Source organism: Nocardia sp. NBC_00416 (genome assembly GCF_036032445.1).
Taxonomy (GTDB): domain Bacteria; phylum Actinomycetota; class Actinomycetes; order Mycobacteriales; family Mycobacteriaceae; genus Nocardia.
Map to the genome: position 1 here is coordinate 2,104,279 of NZ_CP107932.1, position 22,658 is coordinate 2,126,936.

The following is a 22,658-nucleotide window of genomic DNA, read 5'->3' on the forward strand; positions in this document are numbered from 1 at the left end:
CGGATCCGGACGCCCCCGTGCCCGGGCCGCGAATCGGCGTCGCGGCCCGGGCACGGGGGCGGTGCGAGGTCCCGCGGTGTCACGCGGAACAGCGGACGATTGTTCAGGAGCCGTAGAACGGCTCTCCTTCGACGGATTCCGAACGGCGGCCGTCGACACCCTCCGGTACGTCGCCCTCGATGGTCACCCGGTAGAGCACCCGGTCGTGCCCGAGATGACCGGCGTCCGGGATGGCCAGGTGCGCGGTCGCCCGGTTGTCCCAGAACGCGACACTGCCCGGCTGCCAGCGGAACCGGACCGTGTACTCGGTCCGGGTCGCCTCGTCCCACAGCGCGTCGAGGAGGTGCGAGCTCAGGCGGGGGCCGAGATTGCGAATGTTCTTGGCCTTGCGGGTGAATCCGGGACTCACGAACAGTGCCCGCTCACCGGTCTCCGGATGCACCCGCACCACCGGATGGAAAGTGCGCAGCGGTTTGTTATCGATGGCCTCCGCCCGGCTGCTCCGCCGGGCCGCGCGGTTGTCGAAGGTGTGTTCGGCATCCAGGTTGTCCACGAAATCGCGCAGTTCGGCGGGCAGGTTCTCGTACGCCGCCACCAGGTTGGTCCAGGCGGTGTCACCGCCGTACGGCGGCAGGATGTCGGCCCGCAGAATCGAGAAGGCCGGCGGATTGACCAGCGCGGTGACATCGGTGTGCCAGCTGCTGTCGTAGGAGGTCCGCTTCCGGCCGTACTGCACGTCGTAGCGGCGACTGTCGATGGGCAGGATCTCGGGGAAGCCCGCCGGCGGATTCTCCTCGTAGGGATGTGCCGGGGTCACCTTGCCGAAACGGCGTGCGAAGGCGATCTGCTCGGCGTGCCCGATGGACTGGTCACGGAAGAACACCACCTTCCATTTCAGCAGCGCCTGCCGGATCTCGGCGATCACCTCATCGGACAGGTCCCGCGCGAGATCGACCCCGGCGATCTCGGCGCCGGTGTAACCCGTTTGCGGGAGCACGGTGAGCGCGGATTCCACCGAAATCGGTTCTGTCGTTGAAATTGTCATCGGAAACCACCGCCTGATTCGCCCGGAGAGGATGTCGGGGGCCAGGCTATGTCTCATCGTGCCGATTCCCGGCCCATTGCGATCGCCAAGATTTTCTGCACCATCCGTCGAGTTCGTCTTGAAATACTGTCGGGGTCCGGAATTTCGAATCATCGTGATCCGGTCCGTAGCCCGGAAAGCGGATCCGGCGCAGTGTTTTCTCCGTATGACCACCCCCGGCCGACGCCTCACGGCACAGGCGGTGTGCGCCTCGGCACGAATAACCCGGCCCGAACGGAGACCTCCATGCCCTCTCGCGGACTGTTCCTCAATGTCGGCGTGAACAGCACTGGTTACCACGGGAATTCATGGCTCGCGCCGGGGGCCGCCTGGGACCGCTTCGTCTCGTTCGACCACTATCTGGAGGTCGCGGAACTGGCGCGGGCGGGCGGCTTCGCCGCGGTCTTCCTCTCCGACCATCCCGCCCTGCAGCGCGCCGCCGAAAGCCGCCCGCTGCACTCATTGGATCCCCTCGTGCTGTTCACGGCGCTGGCCGCGCGGGTACCCGATATCGGTTTCGTGATCACCGCCTCGAGCTCCTACAACTCCCCCTATAATTTGGCCCGCCGCCTCGCCAGCCTGGACCATATTTCCGGGGGCCGGGTGATCTGGAATGTGGTATCGAGTTTCAATCCCGATATCGCCGCGAATTTCGGTGCCGGACCGCTTCCCGGCCGCGCGCAGCGCTACCGCCGGGCCGCGGAATTCGTCGAGGTGGTGAAAGCACTGTGGTCCAGCTGGGACCGCACGGCCGGCCCGGCACCCGAGGCGCTGGGCGAACCACTGTGGACCGACGCCACGGCCCGCCCGATCGACCATCACGGGGAGTTCTTCGACATCCGCGGTCCGCTCAATGTACCGATCGGCCCCCAGGGACGGCCGCTGATCGCGCAGGCGGGCGCTTCCGCGGCCGGAATCGATCTCGCGGGCGAACACGCCGACCTCGTGTACGCCGCGCTGCTCGGCAAGGACGCCGCCCGCGCATACCGCGACCAGGTGCGCGAGCGGGCCGCCGCACACGGTCGGGATCCCAGCTCCTTCCGCCTGCTGCCCGGGCTGGTGCCCATCGTCGCGGACACCACCGAGCAGGCCCTGCGCCGGCACGAACAGCTCAACGGGCACCCCGACGAGACGGCCCTGCTACGTGCCTTCGCCGACCGCCACGGACTGCCGTTCGACCCGGACGCCGTCCTCCTGCCCGAACTGTTCGTCTCCGAAGCCGACCAGCAGGGGCCGATCGGCTTCACCCGTTCCCTGCACGATCTGGTCGCCACCGAGACACTCACACTGCGACAGCTGGCCCGCCGGGTCGACGGCGGGCACCGCCTCGTCCTGGGCACTGCCGAGGCGGTGGCCGAGCAGATCTTGGATTGGTGGCGCGACGGAGTCGTCGACGGCTACACGGTCCAGCCCCCGACCCTCCCGCACGATCTGCGCACCTTCGTCCGCGACGTGATCCCGCTGCTGCGCGCGGCCGGCGCGCTCTCGGCGGGTTATCCGGAATCCACTGTCCGGCAGCGCTTCGCCCTGCCGCAGCCGCTGCCGGTCGGCTGACCGCTCACCACCACCGAACAGGAGCCGACTCCGATGAGCCCCGAATTCCTCTGGTATATCCCGAATCAGGTCATCCCCGGGCACCGCGGTGACGCCGTCACCGCTGACCACAACAGCCTGTCGACGCTGACCGGCCAGGCACGATCACTCGAGGAGTACGGCTGGACGGGCGCGTTGATCGGCACCGGCTGGGGTCGCCCGGATACGTTCACCGTCGCCACCGCTCTGGCTACCGCGACAACGACTTTCGAACCGCTGATCGCCATCCGGCCCGGATACTGGCAGCCCGCTCATTTCGCGTCGGCCGCCGCCAGTCTGGATCATCTGACCGGGGGACGGGTGCGCGTCAATATCGTGTCCGGCAAGGACGATCTCGCCGCCTACGGCGCGGCCGAGGAGGATCAGTCCCAGCGGTACGCCCGCACCCGGGAGTTCATGCAATTGGTCCGGCGGTTGTGGACCGAGGAGAACGTCACCTACCGGGGCGACCACTACCAGGTCACCGGGTCCACCGTGACCCCACGGATCGCCGCCCGCACCGGCCGCCCCCATCCGAAGCTCTACTTCGGCGGTGCGTCGGCGGCCGCCGAACGGGTCGCCGCGACCGAAGCCGATGTCCAGCTCTTCTGGGGTGAGCCGCTGGCCGGGGTCCGGGATCGGATCGAACGGTTGCGCGGACTGAGCGATGAACTCGACCGTGCCCTTCCCCCACTGGAGTTCGGGCTCCGGATCACCACCTTCGTCCGGGACACCACCGAACAGGCCTGGGCGGACGCCGAAGCGAAAGTCGCCGAGATGGCGCGGGCCTACAACCCCGGCGCACCACGCCGCGCCGCGGTCGGGCAGCAGCGACTGCTCGATCTGGCCGCGCGCGGCGAGGTGCTCGACGACAACCTCTACACCGCTCCGGGCACCGTCGGCGGCGGTGGCGCGGGCACCACCTGGCTGGTCGGCTCCGCCGAGGACGTGGCGAAATCGCTACGCCGGTACCAGGATCTCGGCATCACCCACTTCGTTCTCTCCGATACCCCGTACCTGCGCGAGATCCGCCGACAGGGCGCCCAGCTCCTGCCGCTGTTGCGCGACTGAGCCGGGCGCCGTCGGATCAGAGCTTCTGCCCGGTTCCGTGGACGCCGTGCTCGTCGATGAGGGCGAGCTCGGCGTCGGTGAGTTCCGGGAAACTCAGCGCGGCGATATTGTGGTCCAGCTGGGCTGTGCTGCTCGCGCCGATCAGCGCCGAGGTGACCTCGGGCCGCCGCAGTACCCACTGCAGGGCCAGTTGAGCGAGCGACTGCCCTCTGGCCGCGGCGATCTTGTCGAGTTCGGCGGTGCGCTGCCGGTAGGTCTCGTCGATCACATCCGGTGAGAGGAACACGCTGTTCGCCGCCCGCGCGCCCGCCGGAATGCGCTCGAGGTATTTGTCGGTCAGCAGGCCCTGCGCCAGCGGCGAATAGACGATGGCGCCGAATCCGTCACGACGCGCGGCGTCCAGTAGACCGTTCTGTTCGGGACGGCGGTCGTAGAGGGAGTACCGAGTCTGGTGCAGGAGCAGCGGCACCCCCGCCTCCCGGAGCAGTTCGACGGCATCGTGGGTGCGGTCGGGCAGATAGTTGGAGATGCCGATGTAGAGCGCCTTCCCCTGTTGCACCGCGCTGACCAGCGCACCCACCGACTCCTCCAGCGGCGTATCGAGATCGGGGCTGTGGTGGTAGAAGACGTCCACATAGTCGGTCCCCAGGTCACGCAGACTGTGCTCGAGCGAGGTGAGGATCGACTTGCGGGAACCACCCCGGAGGTAGGGGCTGGGTCCGATCGGATTACCCGCCTTGGTCGAGAGAATGAGCTCGTCGCGGTAGGGCGCGAGGTCCTTGCCCAGCACCCGGCCGAAGTTCTGCTGCGCGGCCCGGTGCGGCGGACCGTACCGATCGGCATTGTCGAAATGGGTGATGCCCAGGTCGAACGCGTGCAGGATGATCTCGCGTTGCGTCTCGAACGGATAGTCCGTGCCGAACTTCTGCCACAGTCCGAACGAGAACGCGGGCAGGTCGAGGCCGGAGTTCCCGCTACGCCGATACGGGACTTTCTCGTAGCGGTCCGCAGCGGCGGTATAGGTCAGGTCGAAAGGGCCGTAGCTCATCCGGACAGTTCATCATCGCCGCGGGCCCGCGGCGATGATGCGGCTCACCCTGATCGAAATCTGCGCGCCCGGCGGTCGAGCCGGCGGCACGCCGAGCCGAGTGTCACGCGAGACCCCCGTTGACGTAGAGGATCTGCCCGTCGACCCAGCGCGCCGGACCGGCCAGGAACGCGACCGTCTCCGCGATATCGGCCGGCTCGCCGAGACGTTCGAGCGGGGACAGATTCGCCAGCCCGGCGATGGCGTCGGCATCCTTGCCGTCGAGGAACAACGGCGTCGCGGTGGGTCCCGGGGCGACCACATTGACGGTCACATCGCGACCCCGTAGCTCCCGGGCCAGAATCAGGGTCATCGCCTCCACCGCGCCCTTGGTGCTCGCGTAAGCGGCGTATCCGGGCTGCTGGAGCCGGATCACCGAGGACGAGAAATTGATCAGCGCCCCGCCCGGATTCAGGGTGCGGGCCGCCAGCCGGGAGACGACGAAGGTGCCGCGGACATTGGTGCGATGCATTCGGTCGAACGCGTCCAGCTCGAATTCGGCCACGGGCCCGAGGAGCATGATCCCCGCGGTGTTCACCACCACGTCGATTCCGCCGAACCGATCGGCGATCTCGGTGAACAGCTCTTCCATCCGCTCGGAGTCGGCTACGTCCCCGCCGAGCGCCACCGCGCTGCCACCTCGGCCGGTGATCGCGGAAACGACCTCGCCGGCGCGTTCGGCGTTGCCGGCGTAGTGCACGATCACGCTCATTCCATCGGCAGCGAGGCGTTCGGCCACCGCGCGGCCGATACCTCCGGAACCTCCGGTGACCAGGGCGATGCGATCGGTCGACGCGGGCACGTGCACCTCCTGGGACGTCACCTGAGTGCGGCGCCGGTTACCAGAATCGGCGACGCACGCGTTCGACGTCGATCGTCGCATCGGGAGCCGCGATCACGGAACGACACGCGGGTGCGGTCCGGTGGGAACGCTCGGGCGCGACCTCGTGGGGCCGGATCCGCCGATCGCGCAGTCCGCGGCGAGGCGAAATCCGGTCACCGAGCCGATCACTCAACGCAACGGGAACCCCTGCGCGGCAAGCGATTCACGGAGACGATCGCGTCCCTTCAGCGACGCCGCGGAAGCGAGGCGGGCCAGCACGCGGTCGGACCAGGAGTGCGCGAGATCCTGTTCGGCGTAGAACTGCGCGATGCGCTCCTCGTAGGCGTCCAGATGCGCCCGCTGATCGGTACCGTAGGACTCCTCGTGCAGCACCGCGGCCCGGGGCAGTCGCGGCTTCACCCGGGCATTCTCCGCCGGGTCCGGACGGCCTACCACCAGGCCGACCACGGCGAACACACCGGCGGGCAGCGCCAGTTCCGCGGCCACCTGTTCGGGATTGTTCCGGATCGCGCCGATGTAGACGGTGCCCAGACCCAGCGACTCGGCCGCCACCACCGCGTTCTGCGCGGCCAGTGCCGCGTCCAGGAACGCGACATAACTCGATTCCAGGTAGTCCGCGCCGTCCAGCGGTGCGCCACGATCGGCGGCCAGGCCGCGCACCCGGGCGAGGTCGGCGGTCCATACCAGCAGCAGCGGGGCCTGCCGGATCTGTTCCTGGTCACCGGCCAGGGCGGCCAGCCGCGCCTTGCGCTGCGGGTCACGCACCGCGACAACGCTCCACACCTGCAGATTGGACGAGGTGGGGGCGGACTGGGCCGCCGAGACCAGCAGCTCCAGCACACCGTCGGGCAGCGGGTCGGGCAGGTAGCGACGGACCGACCGATGCTCGTGCAGAATCTGCAGCACCGGATTCCATTCGGCCGGGGCGGTCGGTGCGGGGTCGCGGTAGCGCTCGGCCACCACCTGCTCCGGGGACGGTGCAATCTGGGTCATGATGCCATCGTCTCCGGGCCGGCCGATGCGGTCAGCAATTGCCCGCAGCTCGAGCAGAACATCCGGGAGCACCGACGTCGACGAGGGTGTCGGTGTAGGCCGGCCCGACCCGCTCGAGCGAGGTGGAACCATCGTCGGCCTGCCGGTGCGGAATCGCCGCGATGCGACCGGTCTACCAACTGCCGACGTGCAAGATCTGATCGAGGTCTTTGCGCGGTGCGGGTCGGAAGCTGGTGCCCTTCGTATATGCGACCGGCAGCAGCGCACCCTGGGACACCGTGTCGTAGGGAATGCCGAGGATATCGGCCGCCTCGCGCTCATACCGCAGATGCAGCGTGGTCCACGCTGTGCCGAGGCCGCGCGAGCGGGCCGCCAGACAGAAACTCCAGACCGCCGGGAACAGCGACGACCAATAGGAAGCGCTCTGGGCACTCGGCGCGTTGTCGACCCGGCCCTCGAGGCACGGCACGAGCAGCACCGGGACGTCACCCATTCGCTCGGCCAGATAGGTCGCTGAACCGGCGATCCGCAGCCGGGTGCTATCCGCCTCGCCGTCCGTGCCGGGCTGGTTCCCGGGAAAGTATTTCGAGGCCGCGTACAACTCGAACGCCTGTCGGTACAGCTCACCCAGGGCGCGCCGCTTCTCGGCGTCGGTGACCACGACCCAGTGCCAGCCCTGCTGATTCGAACCGCTCGGCGCCTGGATCGCCAGTTCGAGGCATTCACGGACGATCTCCAGGGGTACCTCCCGGTCGAGATCGAGACGCTTGCGCACCGCCCGCGTGGTGGACAGCAGTTCGTCCGGCGACAGCTCCAGCTCTATCGGCACAATTGCCCTTTCCGTCGATCGTGGGGACGCCTCGACCGGCGACCCGGACCCGTTCCAGGCTAAACGGAGACACAGCGCCCGACCCTGCCCCCTCCGACCTGGAGCAGCGTCACACCAGCTTTAGTTGATTACCGCAAGCAACTGATCTACTTTTAGTTAGCGAAGAGAACTAATCACCGTTTGGAGTCGCCGTGCCAGTCTCATCGGATACCACAGAGAACCTCCTCGGTGAACTGTTCCTCATCAGCCGTGCTCTCCGGAGCACGCTGGCCCACTCCGACGCGGGCCAGCTCCTGCCGGGCGGACTCGGCGTACTGTCCACCCTCGAAACGGCAGGCCCCTGCCGTCAGGTCGACGTCGCGGCCGGCCTGCGCATCACCCCGTCGGCGATGAGCCGACACATCACCGAACTCGTCGCCAGCGGGCACATCAGCCGACAGGCCGACCCCAGCGACGGCCGCGCGACCCTGGTCCAGCTCACCCCTGAGGGCCAGGACCTCCTGCACCGTGTCCGGGCGTTCCACACCGAGCACCTGCAGGAAACCCTCGGCGACTGGACCGAGGACGACGTGGAGCAGGCGTACCAGGTCGTACGCCGGCTCCGGAATTCCCTCAATGCCCGGGACCGCTGTGGCACGGCGGACGACAACCCGCAGGTTTCGAAAGTGAGAGCCGATGTCTGACACCGAGGCGCAAGCCTCTCGCGATCCGCTCGCCATGAGCCATCGCGAAATCCTCGAAGCGATGACCGGACTGCTGGCCGCGCTGTTCACCGCGCTGCTCAGCACCACGATCGTCGCCAACGCACTACCGACGATCATCGGCGACCTACACGCTTCTCAGACGGCCTACGCCTGGGTGATCACGACGGCTCTGCTCACCAACGCGGCGTCCACGCCCATCTGGGGCAAACTCGCCGACCTGTTCAACAAGAAGACACTGGTGCAGATCGCCATCGTCATCTTCGTCGTCGGCTCGGTGATCGCCGGTTTCGCCCACAATGTCGGGTTGCTGCTCGCCGCGCGCGCACTGCAGGGTGTCGGGATGGGCGGGCTGACCGCGCTGGTCGTCGCGATCATCGGAAGCATCATTCCGCCGCGTGAGCGCGGCCGCTACTCCGGCTATATGGGTGCGGTCATGGCCGTGTCCATGACCGGCGGACCGATCCTCGGCGGCGTCATCGTCGACAGCACACTCGGCTGGCGCTGGTGCTTCTTCATCTGCATTCCACTCGCCGTGATCGCCCTGCTGCTGCTGCAGCGCACCCTGCGGCTGCCCACCGTCCGCAAGGACGACGTGTCCATCGACTGGGTCGGCGCCCTGCTGCTCACCGCCGGTGTGTCCGTGCTGCTCATCTGGGTCTCGTTCGCCGGAAAAGCCGGGTACTACAAGTGGTGGTCGACGGAGTCCGCGCTCTACGTCGGCGGCGGCGTCCTGCTGCTGGCGGCGACCGTGTTCGTCGAATCGCGAGTCAAGTCGCCGATCATCCCGCTGAAGATCGTCACCGAACGCACCACCGCCCTGGCCATCATCGCCTCGATCGCCGTCGGCGTGGGCATGTTCGGCGCCACCACCTTCCTCGGCCAGTACCTGCAGACCGCGCGCGGCTATTCGCCGACCGCGGCGGGCCTGCTGTCGTCGCCGATGGTGGCCGGCATGCTCGTCGCCTCGGTGACCTCCGGCGCGCTGATCACCCGCTTCGGCAAATGGAAGCGGTTCGTGGTCACCGGCGCGGCGCTGCTGGTGATCGGATTCAGCCTGCTGTCCACCGTCGATCACGCCACCAATATCTGGCTGATCGGCTGCTTCATCGCGGTGACCGGCGCGGGTGTCGGCATGATGATGCAGAACCTGGTGCTGGCGGTCCAGAACACCGTGAGCGTGCAGAACATCGGCGCCGCCTCCAGCAGCGTCGCCTTCTTCCGCACCTTCGGCGGCGCCATCGGAGTCTCGGTGCTGGGCTCGGTCCTCGCGACCCGGGTCAGCGAACTGTCCACGGCGCGGTTCGCCGAACTCGGGATCAACACCTCCTCGTCGGGGAGCGGCAATCTCGATCTGAAGTCACTGCCCGCACCGATCGCCGAGATCGTGCGCTTCTCCTACGGAGACGCCACCGGACGGATCTTCCTGATCGCCGCGATCACGACCGTGGTCGCCCTCGTCGCCGCGGCGCTGCTGCCGAACCGTCCGCTGCGCCGCACGATCGATATCGAACCGACGGTCGATCCCGCGACAGCGACCGATATGGACACGAAAGACCTCGTGCCCGACGATCTCGCGGACCTCGACCGCACGCCCGCCGTCCCCGAGCCGGTCGGCCGCCACCATGCGTCCGACGATTCCCCCGATCGGCTCCCCGAGTCGGCGCCGGTCCCCGTCGGTGCGATGACCGCGACCGCATCGGTGGGACAGAACGGCCACGGCGTCTACGGCGCGACCACTACCGCGAAGACCGCACTGCCGGTCGCCCGTTACACCGAGACCGAGCTCGGGGACGGCGCGTTCCACGGCCACATCAGCCGCGAGGACGGTCACCCGGTATCAGGTGCGGCGCTCACGCTCATCGACCAGCGGGGCCATCAGGTCGCGCGGGCCACGGGATCCACCGACGGCGGTTACGCCATCAGCGCACCGGGCCCGGGCAGCTACGTCCTGATCGTCTCGGCGCCCGGACATCGGCCGACGGCGATCAATGTCGCCCACGCTCCGCAACCGCAGCGGCTGGGTCTCACCCTGTCCGGACTCGGTGAGTTGTCGGGCGTGGTCCGGTCGGGCCGCAGCGGCGAGCCGCTCGCCGGCGCGACCGTCACCGTCACCGACCAGCACGGTGAAGTGGTGGCGGCGGCCGAATCGGCGCGCGACGGCGCGTACCTCTGCCACGGCGTGGTCCCGGGGACTTACACCCTGGTGGCCGTGGCCGAGCACATGCGCCCGAGCGCCACGGCGCTCACCGTGCCCGAAAGCGGCCGGCTGGACCACGATATCGACCTGGCGCCCATGGCCGTCCTGACAGGTTCGGCCCGGGCCGAGGACGGACGGACCGTGCAGGACATCCAGATCACGGTGCTCGACGCCGCCGGCGATGTGGCGGCCACGGCGCGCACCGACGCCGACGGCCGGTACACCGTGCCCGATCTGCCCGAAGGGCAGTACACGATCGTCGCCCGCGGCTACCCGCCGGTGACCGGGCAGGTCAGCGTGTCCGGTGAAGAGGTCGGCCACGACGTGGAACTCGGGTACGGAACGGACGGGCCCGCGTGATCTGATTCGATGCCTCGGGAAGACGGCCGGACGACTCTCGTCCGGCCGTCTTCGCGTTCGCGACCCCCGTGCCGGACGCGCGCCGTCTCTGACCGACCTCGCGACCGGAACTCGGTCGATCTGCCGCGCGCCGACCGGGATTCGCCTTACGCAATGGAGTCGGGATGGTGATCGAGCTGTGACCCGGGTACGCGATGGGCAGTCGGCAGAGCCCGGAACCGGGCCGGGTCACTCGGTTCTTCGCGACGGACGCCGCCCCCGTGGTAGCAAACCCGATCCGGCGAGCCTCGATTCGGATACGAATATCCCGGCCACGAAACGCCTCCGCGCGGCACGGGCGGCATCCGGCCCGCTCCGCCGCGACCGCGGCGCGACCGACTTTCCGGTAATCGGTGATCCGACCGTGACCGAGCAGCCGGAAATTGACCGTTCGTTGTCTGGTGCCGACCCGCTGACCGGCGAAAACTATAGCTGGTGCCGGAATGGTGCCTGTGCTCCATCCCTAACGAAGGATGCGAAATGTCAGCCAGAATCACCAAAATCTTCGCCGCGACTGTTATCGCTCTGTCCCTGGGTGCCGTCGCAGCTCCCCTTGCCTCGGCCGCGTCGACGCCCACGCCGGCGCCGGCTTCCGCAGCCGCCGACCCCATCGAGGGCTCGGTCGTGATCTGCCTCCCGCTCGGCAGCGCCTCGATCTGCTTCTGAGACCCATCGACCCGATTGGAAGCGCGCACGTTGCTCCTGAGGAGCGTGTGCCGGGATGAGTGGGTCGCGCTGTTCGCGACCTGCTCATCCCGATTCGTGCGCGGTGCGGCAACCCGGCCGTCCGACCGGGGCCGCTTTATCCTGCGCCGATGAACCCCGCTAGAACATCATCATCATGCCGAGCATCATCAGCATGAGACCGATGAAGTAATCGGACATCTCAAACCTGCTTCCGTCGCACCGAACCGGTTCGCCCGAACAAGGGTTCGGGAGGCCACGGCGATTATGCCGTTATTCAACGGCACGATGCCCAACGGTTCAACTCTTCGGACTCTTCCCTTCTACGGGAACAGCTGAAGGCGGTCGCGACCGTGACAGTTATTGCGGCAACGAGGTTTTCAGGTGCTGACCGAAGAACGCGAAGACCCGGCGCCACGCATCATCGGCGGCGTCCGCGTCGTAACCGAGGCCGGCCACCCGAAGCACCGGATCGACCGGCAGCTCATTGGCGAACCCATGGGTGACACCCGGATAGGTCTTCACATCGTGCGCCACCCCGGAATCATCCAGCACCCGCGCCAACCGGTCCCCGCGCCCGATATTGATCGGGTCCAGCCGCCCGTAGCTCGCGACGATCGGGCAGCTGCCCCGCAACATCTGCGCGTACTTACCCCGGCCGGTCGGATAGAACGGGGCGGCGGCGTCGAAACCACGGGGCGCGGTCAGCAACGCGAAACCACCGCCCATACAAAAACCGGCCACCGCGACCCGGCCCGTACACGACGAGTCGTCGCGTATCCGCTGCAGCGCGGCGAGGATATCGCGCACGGCCTTTCCGTCGCCGGTGAACAGCAGGTCGCGGAATACCCCGGGCACGCAGCGGGGACCGCGGGCGAACAGATCGGGGGCGATCACCAGGTACCCGTTATCGGCGATCATGCGGGCGTTACGGCGGAGGTCGGCGGTCAGACCGACCGCGTCGTGCAACAGGACCACGCCGGGCCACGGTCCGGCGCCCTCGGGCGCCTCCCGGACGGCGGCAATGGCGCCGTCGGGCGCGGACAACTCGATCACCGGCATCAGCGTCACCTTCTGTTCTATCCGGACCGTCGCGGACAACAGCGGCACCGAGTCTAGTGCCGAGCGCTGTTCGCCCGTCCGATACGAGACGACCGATCGCGCGTGCCGACGCCGGTGGCCGCCGTCCGATCGGACGGCGGCCACCGGCGCACGAACCCGTCGCTCGGGACAGGCGATCCCACCGATCAATCGCGATCGATGGCACCGACGACCTCGCCGGTATCCGCGTCGATCGTCACGTCGTACTCCACACCGGCCGAGGTCACGACCTCGACCTCCCAGACCGCCCGGCGGTGCTCGGTATCGAACTCGGCCGAGACCGCGCGGCTGTCCGGCACCGCGGCCGCCGCCGCATCCATGGCCTGCTGCCGTTCGATCGTGGGATCGGCGACCAACGCCCACTGCGGTTCCGGACTGCCGAGGGAGACCGAATCGCCGGACCGATCGTGACCGAGAGTTACCGACGCGACACCGATACTGGCCCCGACGACCACGGCCGCGACCACGGCGCCGATGAGAATCCAGCGAAGACCGGCGACCGCGTGGCGAAAGACGCTTGCCATGGTGAAACCTCCTGTGTGGGTTTTCGTCCCGAATGTGATCACCACTGTGGCAAGTCGAGGCTGAAGGTGACCTGAAGCCACCTGAAGAAGATTTCAGCAACCATCTGACACCCTGGGGGGATGCGTCTGCTGATCGTGGAGGACGAGAAACGTCTGGCCCTCGCCCTGGCAAAAGGATTGTCCGCCGAGGGTTTCGCGGTGGACGTCGTGCACGACGGGACCGAAGGGCTGCACCGGGCGACCACCGCCGACTACGACCTGATCATCCTCGACATCATGCTGCCCGGTATGAACGGCTACCGGGTGTGCGCCACACTGCGGGCCGCGGGCCACGAGACTCCCGTCCTGATGCTCACGGCCAAGGACGGCGAATACGACGAGGCCGAGGGACTGGACACGGGCGCCGACGACTATCTCAGCAAGCCGTTCTCGTATGTGGTGCTGGTGGCCCGGATCCGCGCCCTGCTGCGCCGCCGGACCCGCGGCGGGGCGAAGGTACTGCGGATCGGCGACCTGACCGTCGATCCGGGCACGCGCACCTGCCGTCGCGGCGACAGGGAGGTATCGCTCACCGCCAAGGAGTTCGCGGTACTGGAGCACCTGGCCGTGCGAGCGGGTGAGGTGGTCTCCAAAGCCGATATCCTGCAGCATGTCTGGGACTTCGCCTACGACGGCGACCCCAATATCGTCGAGGTGTACATCAGCACGCTGCGCCGCAAGATCGATGCGCCCTTCGGCTGCCGGACCATCCTGACCGTCCGCGGGGCGGGGTACCGGCTGGCGGCCGAACGTGGTTGAGCGTGCGCGGCGCGGACGAGCGCGGTGGAGTTCGGTCCGGGCGCGCACCACCACCGCGGCGACGGCGGTCGTCGCGGTGGCGCTGACGGCCGCCGGGCTGATCGTGCTCGCGGCGCTGCGTGACAATCTCGTCGAGAGCGCGGATCTGCAGGCCGGTAACACCGCCCGTGACATCTCCGCCCAGCTCGAGGCCGGGACCGAACTCGCTCAGCTGCGGCTGCCGGACCCCGAAGACGAACCGGTTCAGGTTGTTTCGGCGGACGGCCGCGTGCTCGCGGCCGACGAGGATCTGCGCGGGCGTCCTCCGATGGCCGATTTCGGGCCGTATTCGGCGGCGGGGGACGGTGGCGACGCCGACGAGGCAGAGAATGAGGACACCGGTGCGGACGACCAGGACGAAGACGACGACGAGACAGAGGACGAGGCAGAGGACGACGACGAGGACGATTCGGACGGTGCCGCCGGGGCGCTCGGGGCAGGCGGCGGCACGGAGGGCGACGCCGGTGCGGTGAGCGCCGGCGGCGTGCGCACCGGTCCCGCCGACAGCACACCCACCACCACCGATCCGGTGTTCGGCCAGACCCTGTTGACCGTCGGCGACGCCGACCCCGCCGGTTACCGTATCGCCGCACTCGCGGCCACCACGCGGGACGGACAACAGGTGACGATCTACGCGGGGGCGTCCCTGGATACCGCCGACAGCGCGGTGACCGATGTGCGCCGTGCCATGCTGATCGGCCTGCCCTTATTGCTCGCGGTCGTGGCGGCGGTGACCTGGCTGGTCACCAGATGGGCGCTGCGTCCGGTGGAGTCCATCCGGGCCGAACTCGCCGAGATCATGCACGGTGATCTGTCACGGCGCGTCCCCGAACCCGCCGCCCGCGACGAGATCGCTCGATTGGCCGCCACCACGAACGACACCCTCGCGGCACTCGAGCGCTCCTCGGAGCGACAGCGCCGCTTCATCGCCGACGCCGCGCACGAACTGCGCAGCCCCATCGCCAGCCTGCGCACTCAACTCGAGGTGGCCCAGGCGCATCCGGGGCTGCTCGAATTGGACGGCCTGCTCGGCGACACCGTGCGGCTGGAACATCTTGCCGCCGATCTGCTGCTCCTGGCACGGCTCGACGCGGGCGAACAGCCCCGGGCCGACCGAGTGGAGTTGGCGGCCCTGATCGGGGACGAGCTGGACCACCGGGTCGGCGACCGTCTCCGGGTCGATTCCGTCCTGCCGGACGAACCGGTCGTGCTCACCGGCAGCCGGACTCAGATCGCCCGTGTCCTGGGCAATCTCGTCGACAACGCCCAGCGACATGCGGCGACGGAGGTGCGCGTGAGCCTCGAACAGCGCAACGGCACCGCGACCCTCGTCGTCGACGACGACGGTCCCGGGGTACCCGCGGCCGACCGGGAACGGATATTCCAGAGATTCGTCCGACTCGACGATGCCCGCAGCCGCGACGAGGGCGGCGCCGGCCTGGGCCTGGCCATCGTCCGCGATGTGATCGAGCGGCACGGCGGTGCGATCCGGGTCGAGACCGGCTCCGGCGGCGGCGCCCGGTTCGTCGTCGAATTCCCTGTATCGCAATAGAATTCCCGGAGGCCAACCGGTGAGGTTCACAAAGTCCCGCGGATAGGCGTGCGCAGGGATCGTCGGCGTTATATCTTCGTTTCCGGGGAGTAGCACCAGCCAGAATTCACTGCGACGATGCCGGGGGCTGGTGTATTCGCCGAACCGAACACCGGGATGCCATCCCCCTGCCGGGCAAAGCGAGCACCGTGTGAGCACACCGATCGGCGCGATAGTCCTGACCGTCAAGCAGCTCGACGACCTGACCAGAAAGATCAGTTCCTTCACCCACCGGAGGCTGAACAGCGCGAGTCGGTCGCTGCGTGACGCCGACGGCACCTTCTCGACCCTCGACCGTACCTTCAGGGTGAAGATCGGCGACAAGACCTACATCGCCGTCGATCGAAATATTCGCCACGTCAAGCGCGACGACGAAATCCGTTTCAAGGAACCCACGGGGCGGACCACGCCCGGCAGCCACAAAGAGAAAGCCGCCATGGGCTGGGTCCAGGACTACCCGGAATACGGTGAGGTACTCCGCAACGTCACTCTGCGAGACCCTCGCTGGCCGGCGACCGACGGATGGGTCAAGATGAGCCAGACGGTGGACGACACCGAGATCCATTACGTGTACAACCCGGCCACCCGTGAGGCCGCGGATTACAAGTTCAAGGATCGAACGGAGCAGATCAAGACATGAGTACGGGCAGCGAATCGCCGGTCGGCGCACTCACGCCGGGGACCCGGGTCAAGGTTGTGCACGACGCCGAATGGGAAGGTCCGTGGCGGGACGAGTTCTACGGGACGGTCGACTATTCGGTGGACCCGCCGCGACCGGTCACCAATTCCAGTGCCCGGCCCGGCGAGCTGGAGTACTGGGTCCAGTTCGACGAATCGCAATTCGACTACGACGGTGACGGCCCCTATCGAAAGGCCCTGATCTGGGACCGTTATCTGGTGGTGGTGAACTGACGCCCTGCCGGATCCGCGCCGTGGCCGCAGGCGGCCACCAGCGGTCCGGTCAGGGTGGCCATCTCCGCGGGCGAACGCGCGCAACCCCCGTGTAGCCAGTCGGTGGCGACGGAGATCAACGCGCCCGCGGTGAACGCCGCCGAGACATCGGCCGCACCTGACGTTTCGCTGTCCACATCGACATGCTCGTTCGCGACGCCGCGCAGCATACCGCCGCGGACGGCCGCCGTCGCGCGACAGCGCACATGGTCGATGACGCGGGCGCTGCCCTCGGGCCCCAGCAGGCTCCGGTAGAGGCCCGCGTGCTCGGCCAATTCGGTGAAGAACGCCTCCAGCGGGCGAGTCGAGCACTCGGGTTCCGCTTGCCCGTCGTCCATCAGCCCGGACAGGGATTCGATCAGATCGTCGATCGTCGAGGTGCAGGCGGATTCGGCCAGTTCGTGCACATCGGTGTAGTGGTCGTAGAAGGTGGAGCGGCTCACGCCGGCGCGCTCGGCGACATCGGCCACGCCGATCCGGGACAGATCCCGCTCCTCCACCAGTTCGATCACCGCGCGTTGCAGCGCGGATCGGGTGCGACGCACCCGGCGATCGCCGGCCGGATTACTCCCTCGAGTCATTCCACCATCTCAGCACATCACCAATCCTACATCTGTAGGTAAACCTACAGATGTAGGATATTGTTCCGGTCACGTCGGACTCGTCCGGCCGCCGCGCAGCAGCCGCCGCGCGGCCGGATCACCCCTGAGATGGAGCGAACGCACATGGTCAGCACCCTCGGACTCATCGGAAGCGGCATGATCGGCGGCGCCCTGGCCCGCCTCGCCGTCGCGGCCGGGCTGGACGTCGTCCTCAGCAACTCCCGCGGCCCGGAGACCCTCGCCGACCTCGTGACCGAACTCGGGCCGAACGCCCGGGCGGCCACACCGTCGGAGGCGGCGCGAGCCGGCGATCTGGTCGTGGCCACGATTCCACTCCACGCCTACGAGCAGCTTCCCGTCGACGCGTTGACCGGCAAGATCGTGATCGACACCATGAACTACTACCCACAGCGAGACGACCGCATCCCGCTCCTGGACTCGAACGAGCTGACCTCCAGTTCGATGGTGCAGGGACATCTCGCCGGATCCCGTGTCGTCAAGGTGTGCAACAACATCGATTTCCGCCGGTTGCAGACCCTGGCCCGGCCGACCGGTGCAGCCGATCGCAGCGCGCTCCCCCTCGCGGGAGACGACGCGTCCGCCCGTTCCGAGGTGGCGCGACTGCTGAGCACCCTCGGCTACGACACAGTGGATATCGGCACGCTCGCCGACAGCTGGCGTAGCGAACCCGGCACCCCGGTCTACGTGCAGCCGTACTTTCCCGAGCAGCCGCCGACGGACCTCGGTCCCGAAGCGGCCTTCCACTGGTTCATGCAGACCCCGGGAACCGCGGTGGCCCGCCGCCGGATCGAAGAATTGACCAGCACGGCCGTCCGCGGCGTCGCCGGCGGACGATTCCCCGCATAGCGGCGACTATCGCTCGCGGCGCCGCCGGATCACGAGATCCCCGTCGACCACTCGCCCACCGAACAACGGACCGAGGGCCGACCCGGGACGTAGGCGGGATCGGACGCGGGCCCGGCTCGGATTAGCATCGGCGTTCATGGCGCCCGAGGCAGCGGAACCGGCACAACCGGATTTCCCGATACTGGTGATCGGCGCCGGGCAGTCCGGATTGTCGGCGGGCTATCACCTGCGGCGGCACGGCCTCGTGCCCGGGCGGGACTTTCTCATCGTCGACCACTCCCCCGGCCCCGGCGGCGCCTGGCAGTTCCGCTGGCCGTCACTGACGCTGAGCACCGTGAACCGGGTGCACGATCTTCCCGGTATGTCGTTCGAGGAGAATCTCCCGACCGCCGCGTCCGGAGCCGCTGACGCCGGAGTAGCCGCCGCGACGGCGGTCCCGCACTACTACCGGCGCTACGAAGAGCATTTCGAGCTGCGGGTGCGCCGGCCGGTCAGCGTGCGAGTGGTCTGTGACCGGTCCGAACGCGACGGACTGCTGCACGCGGAAACCGACCGGGCGGGAACCCTGCGGGTGCGGGGTCTGATCAACGGCACCGGCACCTGGGAGCACCCCTTCATCCCGCACTACCGCGGCGCGCAGGCCTTCGCCGGCCGCCAACTGCACACCCGCGACTATCGCCGTCCGCAGGATTTCACCGGACAGCACGTAGTGGTGGTCGGGGGCGGTATCTCGGCGGTCCAGTTGCTCGACGAGATATCCCGGGTCACTGCCACCACCTGGGTCACCCGGTCCGAACCCGCGTTCCGGGATACGGCATTCGACGCCGACGCGGGACGCCGCGCCGTGGCGGTCGTGGAGGATCGGGTGCGCCGCGGACTGCCACCCGGTTCGGTCGTGTCGGTAACCGGACTTCCGCTCGATGACCGCGTCCGAGCGGCCCTCGACCGCGGCGCCCTGCGCCGGCGCCCCATGTTCGACCACATCGAACCCGACGGCGTGCGCTGGGCCGACGGCAGCTTCCAACCCGCGCAGGTGATCCTGTGGGCCACCGGATTCCGCAGCGCCCTCGACCATCTGGCGCCGCTGCGGCTGCGCGGCCCCGGCGGTGGCATCACCATGACCGGCCGCCTGGCGACTCGGGTCGCGGCGGATCCACGTATCCACCTGATCGGCTACGGGCCCTCGGCGAGCACCGTCGGCGCGAATCGCGCCGGCCGCGCGGCGGCGGCCGAACTCACGGATCACCTCGGCCTGGATCAGGATTGAGCGGGTCGGCACTCACTCCAGCAGCCGGTCCACGATCTGTCGCGCGGTCGCGACCCGCGCCTCGTCGCCGAGCTGCCGGGCGATATTCGCGGCGCCGACGATCGCGTCGATCTCGAAGGCCAGCGCCTCGGCGTCGCGTTCGGCCAGCTCACCCATCTCCTGGGCCTTGCGTATCTCGGCGGCCAGGAATTCCATCCAGTCGTCGTGGTCGCCGGCGACGGCATCGCGCACCGGCCCCGGCCTGCTGTCGAATTCGGCCAGCACCGTGGCACGGAAACAGCCGCCGGGGAAAACCGGGTCGGTGATGTAGGCGAGCCACCGGTCGATCAGGGCGCGCACTCTGGCCGATCCACGCGGCTCCCGCAGGCTGGGCGTGATGATCTGTTCGACGAACACCTCGCGCCCGGCCCGGATCGCCGCCAGTTGCAGCGCCTCCTTCGTCTTGAACAGGGTGGCGATCCCGCTCTTGCTGATACCCAGATCGCCGGCCAGCCTGCCGATACTGACGCCCGCGAGCCCTTCGACCGATGCCACATCGGCGGCATGGCGCGCGATCACAGCTCGGGACCGGGCGCCTTTGACCAGCCGCTGGTCCGTTGTCGCCTCTGTCATACCCACCATTCTGACACTCCGGACTTGTCAATACGAACGATCGGTCGTATTTTCTATACGAACGTTCGTACGTTTTGTTTCCCGACCTACAGGATCCTCATGACCGAAACGCCCGTGCGGTTCACCGACCCGCCGTCCACCGCAACCGCCACCGGCGCGCTGCTCGTCGCCAGCGGTGCGGCCTTCATCGCCTTCCTCGACCTCTCGGTCGTGAACATCGCCTTCCCCTCCCTCGCCCGCGACCACCCGGACACCTCGACCACCACCTTGACCTGGGTGGTCAGTGGTTACGCCGTCGCCTTCGCCGCGCTGCTCACCCCCGGCGGACGGGTTGCGGACGCGCTGGGACGGCGTCGGCTCTTCCTGGTCGCTCTCGCCGGGTTCGCCCTCACGTCACTGCTGTGCGGACTCGCGCCCACTGTGGGCTGGCTCGTCGCCGGACGCGTACTGCAGGGCGCGACGGCGGCGTTGATGGTGCCCGCGGCACTCGGATCGGTGCTCAGCGTCACGCCACGAGAACGTATCGGCGCCGCCATCGGAGCCTGGTCGGCAGCCGGTGGCCTCGCCGCGGTCGTGGGTCCCGCGCTCGGCGGCGTCCTTGTCGAAGCGTTCGGCTGGCGTTCGATTTTCGTGATCAATGTGCCGATCGCGCTCGCGCTCGTCGTCGCGGGCCTGCGCCTGCGCGTATCCGACACCCGGCAGCCCGGCAGCGCCGTCCCGGATCCGCTCGGCACCGTCCTGGTCGCACTCGGCCTGGGCGGGCTCGTCGCGGGGGTGACCGAGGGCCAGAGCTGGGGCTGGACCGCCCCCGAGACCCTGGTCGTACTCGGCCTCGGGGCCGTGCTCGCCCTCGCGGCACTGCTGCGCTCGGTCCGGCATCCGAATCCGGCCATCGCCGTGGAACTCTGGCGGAGTAGAGCGTTCGCGCTGGCGAACGCCGCTTCGTTCGCCTTCGGTGCGGCCATGTTCGCGTGGCTGCTGGCCGGACCGATGTTCCTCGACGAAGTGTGGGGGTATTCGATTCTCACGTCCGCGGCGGCGCTGACCGTGGGCGCGGTGGCCTCGATGGTGACCGCGACCCTCACCGGCCGCATCGTCGCACCGGGCATTCGCCGGTGGGTCGGAGTACTCGGCGCACTGATGTTCACAGCCACCCTCATCTGGATGAGCACCGACATGTTCGGTGCGACACCGGCGTTGTGGTCGGCGTGGGTCCCGGCCGGACTGCTCGGCGGCGGCGGCGTCGGGATCGTGGTGACGGTCCTGGGCGCCACCGCGGCACGTGCGCTACCGCCGCATCAGTTCGCCGCGGGCACCGGGATGAATCTCACCGCGCGGCAACTGGGCGGCGCGCTCGGCGTCGCCGTACTGGCCGCGGTATTCGCGGCCCACCCTGCCGACACCCTCGCCGCCTTCCACTCACTGTTCGCTCTGTGCGCCGGTATCGCCGCAGTATCGGCCTGCCTCATCGCCCTCCCCGCACAACAGGAGTCACCATGACCCACGACCACAGTCGCACCGAAACCGACGACCCGATGCTCATCGCACCGGACACCGCCCGGGCACTGCTACAGGGCGCCCCGTGGCGGCGTTACGCCGTACTCGGCGATTCCATCGCCCGCGGCGTCGGCGACCCTACCCCGGGCTACCGAGAGATCGGCTGGGCGGATCGCGTCGCCGAATCGCTCACCGCGGTGAACCCCGCAACGGCGTACCTGAACACCGGCCGGATCGGGGCAACCTCGGGCCAGATGCTCGACGAACAATTGTCGCGTGTCCTGGAATTCCGGCCCGACCTCGTGCACCTGAGCTGTGGCGGAAACGACCTGTTCCATCAGGGCGGCGATGCCGGTCGACTGCGCGCGAACCTCGACACGGCGTTCTCCGCCCTGGCCGGAACCGGCGCACAACTCTGCGTTTTCACGGTGGCCGATGTATGGGACAGCGATCGGATGGCGCCGATGCGGCCGATGCGCGCACGGATGGCAGAGCTCAACGCGATCGTCCGCGAGTTCGCCGCCCGTTACGACGCGCTCCTGGTGGACTTCTGGGAACATCCGCTGCGCCTGCGACCGGATCTGATGAGCGACGATCTCATCCATTTCGCGACTGCCGGGCACGCGGTGGTCGCCACCGAGATGATCCGCGCGCTGTCGGCACGTATCGCCATGGGCGCGCGGACGGCCTGACCGCCCGCACCGCGGGAAAGCGGTGTGCCCGGCCCGGGCACACCGCTTTGCCGTTCACGAACACACGGTGACGAGCCTCCGGACCTGCCGAAGGCGAACCGGTCGAGCAGATTCCACATGTCTTCCACGTTGTCAGCGCGAACGGATAAGATCCTCGCCGGGCACCAGCGAGGAGGAGTAGGTACCGACGTGGGAAGCTTCGGCCGTAGGTCACGGGCGCGGCGGCGAATCGGGGCAAGGGAAAAAGCCAATACGATCGCCGCAGGTCGGGGGGTCGACCGGTAAGCTCGCGCGAGCATCAACGGGTGACGATGGCACCGATGCGATGTGCCCGGGGGGCACGGACTCGGGCGAACCTCGTAGCCCGTATCGCTATGCCACACAGGCACGGCGCCTCCACGCTACCCCGCTCACTCTCGGTTCGCCGGTCGGACGACCGACGGCCCGGCACGACGCGGTACGGCAGGTAGACGTCCCCTCTCTCCGACAGCCGGCCCGATGATCGATACGTCATCGGATCCCGGACTGTCCTGCACGGGACCGTGCGCCGATAACCCACACCCTGTGGGCTTCCCTTTTTCCGATGTCTCCGTCTCCGATCACGCGCAGACATCGGACCTTCGCGCACCTGTTTCACGAATCGTGTACTGCCC

The 22,658-nt window shown here is 68.4% G+C and carries 22 protein-coding genes; 13 read left to right on the top strand and 9 right to left on the bottom strand.

From position 1 onward, the window contains the following. Positions 1–103 precede the first annotated feature (103 nt). A complete protein-coding gene (locus OG804_RS08510; RefSeq protein WP_328395643.1) occupies positions 104–1,045 on the bottom strand; it encodes a TauD/TfdA dioxygenase family protein in 942 nt (313 codons plus the stop codon). Between the two features lie 285 nt (positions 1,046–1,330). Between OG804_RS08510 and OG804_RS08515 the strand changes: the two genes are divergently transcribed. Both OG804_RS08515 and OG804_RS08520 read left to right on the top strand, forming a co-directional pair. Continuing rightward, on the top strand, positions 1,331–2,638 hold the full coding sequence (locus OG804_RS08515; RefSeq protein WP_328395645.1) for an NtaA/DmoA family FMN-dependent monooxygenase: 1,308 nt from the start codon (positions 1,331–1,333) through the stop codon (positions 2,636–2,638). A 33-nt stretch (positions 2,639–2,671) separates the two neighbouring features. Then, positions 2,672–3,727 (top strand): LLM class flavin-dependent oxidoreductase, encoded by a 1,056-nt coding sequence (locus tag OG804_RS08520; RefSeq protein WP_328395647.1) that lies wholly within the window; start codon positions 2,672–2,674, stop codon positions 3,725–3,727. Between the two features lie 16 nt (positions 3,728–3,743). On the opposite strand, the gene OG804_RS08525 is transcribed toward OG804_RS08520, so the two are convergent. The 4 genes from OG804_RS08525 to OG804_RS08540 all read right to left on the bottom strand — a co-directional run bounded on the left by OG804_RS08525 (position 3,744) and on the right by OG804_RS08540 (position 7,474). Further along, positions 3,744–4,775 (bottom strand): aldo/keto reductase, encoded by a 1,032-nt coding sequence (locus tag OG804_RS08525; RefSeq protein WP_328395649.1) that lies wholly within the window; start codon positions 4,773–4,775, stop codon positions 3,744–3,746. A 103-nt stretch (positions 4,776–4,878) separates the two neighbouring features. Continuing rightward, a complete protein-coding gene (locus tag OG804_RS08530; RefSeq protein WP_328395651.1) occupies positions 4,879–5,616 on the bottom strand; it encodes an SDR family oxidoreductase in 738 nt (245 codons plus the stop codon). Positions 5,617–5,826: 210 nt separating this feature from the next. Further along, the gene (locus OG804_RS08535) at positions 5,827–6,651 is read right to left on the bottom strand and encodes an NADPH-dependent oxidoreductase (RefSeq protein WP_328395653.1); all 825 of its coding nucleotides are present in this window, start codon (positions 6,649–6,651) and stop codon (positions 5,827–5,829) included. A gap of 172 nt (positions 6,652–6,823) precedes the next feature. Beyond that, entirely contained in the window at positions 6,824–7,474 is a 651-nt protein-coding gene (locus tag OG804_RS08540; RefSeq protein WP_328398286.1) for a nitroreductase family protein, read from the bottom strand. 197 nt (positions 7,475–7,671) lie between these two features. Here OG804_RS08540 and OG804_RS08545 point away from each other — a divergent pair, with 197 nt between their 5' ends. The 3 genes from OG804_RS08545 (at position 7,672) to OG804_RS08560 (ending at position 11,446) form a co-directional block, all read left to right on the top strand. Further along, positions 7,672–8,163 (top strand): MarR family winged helix-turn-helix transcriptional regulator, encoded by a 492-nt coding sequence (locus tag OG804_RS08545; RefSeq protein WP_328395655.1) that lies wholly within the window; start codon positions 7,672–7,674, stop codon positions 8,161–8,163. Then, positions 8,156–10,741 carry an MFS transporter gene (locus OG804_RS32315; protein WP_442941772.1) on the top strand — a complete coding sequence of 862 codons (2,586 nt, stop codon included), beginning with the start codon at positions 8,156–8,158 and terminating at the stop codon, positions 10,739–10,741. The genes OG804_RS08545 and OG804_RS32315 overlap by 8 nt, the downstream gene beginning before the upstream one ends. 519 nt (positions 10,742–11,260) lie before the next feature. After that, positions 11,261–11,446 (top strand): hypothetical protein, encoded by a 186-nt coding sequence (locus OG804_RS08560; protein ID WP_328395657.1) that lies wholly within the window; start codon positions 11,261–11,263, stop codon positions 11,444–11,446. Positions 11,447–11,824: 378 nt separating this feature from the next. Here OG804_RS08560 and OG804_RS08565 read toward each other — a convergent pair whose 3' ends face one another. After that, a complete protein-coding gene (locus tag OG804_RS08565; protein ID WP_328395659.1) occupies positions 11,825–12,574 on the bottom strand; it encodes a dienelactone hydrolase family protein in 750 nt (249 codons plus the stop codon). A 137-nt stretch (positions 12,575–12,711) separates the two neighbouring features. Next, positions 12,712–13,089: a PepSY domain-containing protein gene (locus OG804_RS08570; RefSeq protein ID WP_328395661.1), complete on the bottom strand. Its 378-nt coding sequence runs from the start codon at positions 13,087–13,089 to the stop codon at positions 12,712–12,714. Positions 13,090–13,209: 120 nt separating this feature from the next. Between OG804_RS08570 and OG804_RS08575 the strand changes: the two genes are divergently transcribed. The 4 genes from OG804_RS08575 (at position 13,210) to OG804_RS08590 (ending at position 16,429) form a co-directional block, all read left to right on the top strand. Further along, positions 13,210–13,887, top strand: coding sequence for a response regulator transcription factor (locus OG804_RS08575; protein ID WP_328395663.1), 678 nt, complete (start codon positions 13,210–13,212; stop codon positions 13,885–13,887). After that, complete coding sequence (locus tag OG804_RS08580; protein ID WP_328395665.1) at positions 13,880–15,478, top strand: sensor histidine kinase; 1,599 nt, start codon at positions 13,880–13,882, stop codon at positions 15,476–15,478. Before OG804_RS08575 ends, OG804_RS08580 begins: the two co-directional genes overlap by 8 nt. Before the next feature lie 190 nt (positions 15,479–15,668). Beyond that, positions 15,669–16,157, top strand: a complete 489-nt coding sequence (locus OG804_RS08585; protein ID WP_328395667.1) for a hypothetical protein — start codon at positions 15,669–15,671, stop codon at positions 16,155–16,157. Further along, on the top strand, positions 16,154–16,429 hold the full coding sequence (locus OG804_RS08590; protein ID WP_328395669.1) for a hypothetical protein: 276 nt from the start codon (positions 16,154–16,156) through the stop codon (positions 16,427–16,429). The genes OG804_RS08585 and OG804_RS08590 overlap by 4 nt, the downstream gene beginning before the upstream one ends. Here OG804_RS08590 and OG804_RS08595 read toward each other — a convergent pair. Then, entirely contained in the window at positions 16,408–17,049 is a 642-nt protein-coding gene (locus OG804_RS08595) for a TetR/AcrR family transcriptional regulator (RefSeq protein ID WP_328395671.1), read from the bottom strand. The two genes, OG804_RS08590 and OG804_RS08595, sit on opposite strands and share 22 nt — an antisense overlap. A gap of 144 nt (positions 17,050–17,193) precedes the next feature. Here OG804_RS08595 and OG804_RS08600 point away from each other — a divergent pair, with 144 nt between their 5' ends. Both OG804_RS08600 and OG804_RS08605 read left to right on the top strand, forming a co-directional pair. After that, entirely contained in the window at positions 17,194–17,937 is a 744-nt protein-coding gene (locus tag OG804_RS08600) for an NADPH-dependent F420 reductase (protein WP_328395673.1), read from the top strand. A gap of 136 nt (positions 17,938–18,073) precedes the next feature. Beyond that, positions 18,074–19,204, top strand: coding sequence for an NAD(P)-binding domain-containing protein (locus tag OG804_RS08605; protein WP_328395675.1), 1,131 nt, complete (start codon positions 18,074–18,076; stop codon positions 19,202–19,204). A 12-nt stretch (positions 19,205–19,216) separates the two neighbouring features. Here the strand turns inward: OG804_RS08605 and OG804_RS08610 are convergent, their stop codons facing one another. Next, a complete protein-coding gene (locus tag OG804_RS08610) occupies positions 19,217–19,816 on the bottom strand; it encodes a TetR/AcrR family transcriptional regulator (protein WP_328395677.1) in 600 nt (199 codons plus the stop codon). A gap of 99 nt (positions 19,817–19,915) precedes the next feature. On the opposite strand from OG804_RS08610, the gene OG804_RS08615 reads away from it, so the two are divergent. Together OG804_RS08615 and OG804_RS08620 are read left to right on the top strand one after the other, a co-directional pair. Beyond that, entirely contained in the window at positions 19,916–21,316 is a 1,401-nt protein-coding gene (locus OG804_RS08615) for an MFS transporter (RefSeq protein WP_328395679.1), read from the top strand. Further along, entirely contained in the window at positions 21,313–22,005 is a 693-nt protein-coding gene (locus OG804_RS08620) for an SGNH/GDSL hydrolase family protein (protein ID WP_328395681.1), read from the top strand. The genes OG804_RS08615 and OG804_RS08620 overlap by 4 nt, the downstream gene beginning before the upstream one ends. The last annotated feature ends 653 nt before the right edge of the window (positions 22,006–22,658 follow it).

Bases quoted from the DNA above. Each gene is read 5' to 3' on its own strand.
- OG804_RS08510 (WP_328395643.1), bottom strand. From the start codon at position 1,045: ATGACAATTTCAACGACAGAACCGATTTCGGTGGAATCCGCGCTCACC.
- OG804_RS08515 (WP_328395645.1), top strand. From the start codon at position 1,331: ATGCCCTCTCGCGGACTGTTCCTCAATGTCGGCGTGAACAGCACTGGT.
- OG804_RS08520 (WP_328395647.1), top strand. From the start codon at position 2,672: ATGAGCCCCGAATTCCTCTGGTATATCCCGAATCAGGTCATCCCCGGG.
- OG804_RS08525 (WP_328395649.1), bottom strand. From the start codon at position 4,775: ATGAGCTACGGCCCTTTCGACCTGACCTATACCGCCGCTGCGGACCGC.
- OG804_RS08535 (WP_328395653.1), bottom strand. From the start codon at position 6,651: ATGACCCAGATTGCACCGTCCCCGGAGCAGGTGGTGGCCGAGCGCTAC.
- OG804_RS32315 (WP_442941772.1), top strand. From the start codon at position 8,156: ATGTCTGACACCGAGGCGCAAGCCTCTCGCGATCCGCTCGCCATGAGC.
- OG804_RS08560 (WP_328395657.1), top strand. From the start codon at position 11,261: ATGTCAGCCAGAATCACCAAAATCTTCGCCGCGACTGTTATCGCTCTG.
- OG804_RS08570 (WP_328395661.1), bottom strand. From the start codon at position 13,089: ATGGCAAGCGTCTTTCGCCACGCGGTCGCCGGTCTTCGCTGGATTCTC.
- OG804_RS08575 (WP_328395663.1), top strand. From the start codon at position 13,210: ATGCGTCTGCTGATCGTGGAGGACGAGAAACGTCTGGCCCTCGCCCTG.
- OG804_RS08590 (WP_328395669.1), top strand. From the start codon at position 16,154: ATGAGTACGGGCAGCGAATCGCCGGTCGGCGCACTCACGCCGGGGACC.
- OG804_RS08595 (WP_328395671.1), bottom strand. From the start codon at position 17,049: ATGACTCGAGGGAGTAATCCGGCCGGCGATCGCCGGGTGCGTCGCACC.
- OG804_RS08600 (WP_328395673.1), top strand. From the start codon at position 17,194: ATGGTCAGCACCCTCGGACTCATCGGAAGCGGCATGATCGGCGGCGCC.
- OG804_RS08605 (WP_328395675.1), top strand. From the start codon at position 18,074: ATGGCGCCCGAGGCAGCGGAACCGGCACAACCGGATTTCCCGATACTG.
- OG804_RS08610 (WP_328395677.1), bottom strand. From the start codon at position 19,816: ATGACAGAGGCGACAACGGACCAGCGGCTGGTCAAAGGCGCCCGGTCC.
- OG804_RS08615 (WP_328395679.1), top strand. From the start codon at position 19,916: ATGACCGAAACGCCCGTGCGGTTCACCGACCCGCCGTCCACCGCAACC.
- OG804_RS08620 (WP_328395681.1), top strand. From the start codon at position 21,313: ATGACCCACGACCACAGTCGCACCGAAACCGACGACCCGATGCTCATC.